4 protein-coding genes are annotated in these 3,306 nt (G+C 67.3%); all 4 read right to left on the bottom strand.

Annotated features, from left to right (window positions below; all coding sequences use genetic code 11):
- Positions 1 to 73: 73 nt before the first annotated feature.
- Complete coding sequence (locus U9980_RS25965) at positions 74 to 1,024, bottom strand: ParB/RepB/Spo0J family partition protein (RefSeq protein ID WP_322770333.1); 951 nt, start codon at positions 1,022 to 1,024, stop codon at positions 74 to 76.
- Entirely contained in the window at positions 1,021 to 1,908 is an 888-nt protein-coding gene (locus tag U9980_RS25960) for a ParA family protein (protein ID WP_416210398.1), read from the bottom strand. The genes U9980_RS25965 and U9980_RS25960 overlap by 4 nt, the downstream gene beginning before the upstream one ends.
- A gap of 70 nt (positions 1,909 to 1,978) precedes the next feature.
- A complete protein-coding gene (gene rsmG / locus U9980_RS25955) occupies positions 1,979 to 2,716 on the bottom strand; it encodes a 16S rRNA (guanine(527)-N(7))-methyltransferase RsmG (protein WP_322770331.1) in 738 nt (245 codons plus the stop codon).
- An 81-nt stretch (positions 2,717 to 2,797) separates the two neighbouring features.
- Positions 2,798 to 3,306: helix-turn-helix domain-containing protein (locus U9980_RS25950; RefSeq protein WP_322770330.1), on the bottom strand; the 509-nt coding region annotated here is incomplete at its 5' end.

Genomic DNA, 3,306 nt, shown 5'->3' with positions numbered 1-3,306 from the left:
GGACAGAAAATCCAAAACGACAGTCAGATCCGGAGCCTGTCGAGCCGAGATCACCCGATCAGCTCGGGGCCGCTCATTCCGTCGCGGATCCCGACTCCGACTCCGACTCCGACGGCGAGGCCGTCATCACCGCGACGATCCGCTCCAGGTCTTCGATGCTTCCGAACTCCACAGTGATCTTTCCTTTGCTGCGCCCCATGTCGACCTTCACCCGGGTGTCGAACCGGTCGGACAGGCGGGCGGCAAGCTTGCCGAGGGCGGGCGCGATGACCCGGGGCCCACGGGGAGCCGTCTTACGCGGCCCCTCCTCGCCCATGGCCACGATTTCCTCGACGGCCCGTACGGACAGACCCTCGGCGACGATCCGGGTCGCGAGGCGGTCCTGCGAATCAGGATCCCCCAGCGACAGCAGTGCCCGAGCATGGCCGGCGGACAGCACGCCAGCCGCCACCCGACGTTGCACGGCCGGTGGGAGACCCAGCAGCCGAATCATGTTGGTGACATGGGATCGCGAGCGGCCGAGTTTCCCGGCGAGTTCCTCGTGGGTGGCGCCGAAGTCGCGCAGGAGCTGCTCGTATGCGGCTGCCTCCTCAAGGGGGTTGAGCTGCTGGCGGTGGAGGTTCTCCAGCAGCGCGTCCCGGAGCATGGCGTCGTCGGTGGTGTCCCGCACGATCGCGGGGATCTGGCTGAAGCCCGCGAGCCGGGACGCCCGCCAGCGCCGTTCCCCCATGACCAGCTCGTAGCGCCCGGGCATGATTTCGCGGACGACTATGGGCTGGAGCAGGCCGACTTCACGCAGGCTCGCGGCCAGCTCCTCAAGCGTCTCCTCGTCAAAGTGCGTCCGCGGCTGGCGCGGATTCGGCGTGACCGAGTCGACGGGGATCTCGCGAAAGGTCGCACCATGAACCGGTACCGGCCCGGATCTCAGTCCGAAGCCGTTGTCGATCCCGATGTCAGCGCTGTCCATCGCTGTTGGGATCAACGCTCCCAACCCTCGCCCCAGTCCACCCCTGCGTGCTGTCACAGGCCCACCCCATTCGGCTCGATGCCTCGCTCGGCAAGCTCGCGCGCGGCGGCCAGGTAGGACAGTGATCCCCGCGAAGCAGGGTCATAGGTCAGAACCGACCGGCCGTAGCTCGGCGCCTCGGCGATCCGCACATTACGCGGGATGGTCGTGCCCAGCACACGGGGCCCGAAGTGCTCCTTGACTTCGTGGACGACCTGGTCCGCAAGTCGCGTCCGTGAGTCGTACATGGTCAGGATGATCGTGGACAGATACAGATCCGGGTTGAGGTGGGCCTGCACGAGTTCGACGTTACGCAGGAGCTGCCCGAGGCCCTCAAGCGCGTAGTACTCGCACTGGATGGGGATCAGTAGCTCCTTCGCCGCCACCAGCGCATTGACCGTGAGAAGCCCAAGACTTGGTGGACAGTCCACGATGATGTAGTCGACGTCCCGCTTGAGTCCGGCGATCGCCCGACGCAGGCGGGTTTCCCGCGCTACGACCGAAACCAGCTCGATCTCGGCACCGGCAAGGTCGATGGTGGCCGGAGCGCAGTAGAGACCCTCGGATTCGGAGGACTTCACCACGACCTCGTCGAGCGGTCGGTCCCCGAGAAGAACCTCGTAAATAGATGGAACACCGGACCGGTGGTCAACCCCGAGCGCGGTTGATGCGTTGCCCTGCGGGTCCAGGTCGATACACAGGACCCGGCACCCGTGCATGGCCAGGGCCGCGGCAAGATTCACCGTCGTGGTGGTCTTCCCGACACCACCCTTCTGGTTCGCCACCGTAATGATGCGCCGTCGGGTAGGCCGGGGAAACGGCCGTCGTCGTTCCATGGTCAAGGCTTCCACTGCCGCCGCTGCCGCCGCTCCGATAGGGGTGGATGGATCATGAGAGTCCATTGGTCGGGCCGACGGCTGACGCACTGCCCGTCCCGCGCCTATGGAGGTGTTACCTGCCCCCGACGCTGTTTCACGTGGAACGTGAGTGTCCACGTGCACGCTGCGCCTCCCGTCCTCGCCGTGCTTCACGCGTTTTCCCGCTTCCCTGCCGGCGCCCAGGCTCAGATGCGGTGTACACGGCGCGCAGCACGGTGGTCGGCTCCGAAAGCCGCCCGACCCCGCACTTCACGACGTCCACCTCGCGCCAGCCCTGGGCATCCAGCTCACCTCGCGCGACCGACAACTCCTCGACAACGCGCGCACCGCGCAGTGCAAGCATGACACCGCCCGGTTCCAGCATCGGCACGAGCATCGCGCCCAACCGCTCCAAGGGCGCGAGAGCCCTTGCCACGGCAACATCAAACTTGTGGCCTTCCACGGTAGTGGCAATGTCGGGCGCGCGTCCCCGGATGACCGTGACTCGCCCCTCAAGTCCGAGCCTCGCCACTACTTCGTGCAGAAACACGCACCGGCGTTGCATCGGTTCGAGGAGGGTGACTCTCAGGTCCGGACGGACGAGCGCGAGCGGGATACCGGGCAGCCCGGCTCCGCTCCCCACGTCCACGACGGTCGCGGCGGGCCCGACGGTCTCCTCGACCACAGCGCTGTTCAACAGGTGACGGTCCCAGAGCCGGTCGGTCTCACGGGGACCTATCAGCCCGCGGTCAACGCCAACCGTGGCAAGAAGATCCGCATACACACAGGCAAGGTCAAAACCATCCCCGAACACTCCACGGGCGATGGCCGGGGGGCCGGACACAGGCAGCATGCGACCAGCATCCTCGCTACCCGAATCAGGACGCTCCGTGGAAGGCCGGATCGGCTGGCGCGGGAAGTGCGGCCACCTGCTTCACCGGCCTGCCCAGCGATAGCGGAACTCGGGCCGGCCGGTGGTTCCGTAGCGTTGCGTCCGGGTGGCGAGGTGCTGGCCGACGAGGTGCTCAAGATAGCGCCTGGCCGTGACACGGGAGATACCGGCGCCGTCAGCGACGTCCACCGCGGACAGCGGACCACCAGCGGCCCGAAGCTGGCCGATCACCATGTCGAGTGTTGCCGCGGACAAGCCCTTCGGCGCCTCGGCGGGAGTCGGCTCCCGCAGCGCGGCCAGCGCCCGGTCGACGTCATGCTGGGCCACACCCCCAGGTTCGGGCTGTACGCCCGTCCCGGAGATCTGCCGCCGGTAGTCGGCGTAGCGCTCGAGCCGCTCCCGGAAGGTCGCGAAGCTGAACGGCTTGAGTAGATACTGGACCACTCCGTAGGCAACGGCTGTCCGCACCACCGCAAGATCGCGGGCGGATGTGACAGCGATGACATCGACCGGCGCCCCGTGCCCGCGCAGCGCGCGGCAGACGTCCAGAC

Source organism: Protofrankia sp. Cr1, assembly GCF_963555865.1.
Taxonomy (GTDB): domain Bacteria; phylum Actinomycetota; class Actinomycetes; order Frankiales; family Frankiaceae; genus Protofrankia.
The sequence above is the reverse complement of the archived record's forward strand: the minus strand, read 5'-3'. Positions and strand labels throughout refer to the sequence as shown.

Excerpts from the sequence above, each read along its gene's own strand:
- rsmG (WP_322770331.1), bottom strand. The coding sequence starts at position 2,716 with ATGCTGCCTGTGTCCGGCCCCCCGGCCATCGCCCGTGGAGTGTTCGGG.
- U9980_RS25960 (WP_416210398.1), bottom strand. The coding sequence starts at position 1,908 with ATGGACTCTCATGATCCATCCACCCCTATCGGAGCGGCGGCAGCGGCG.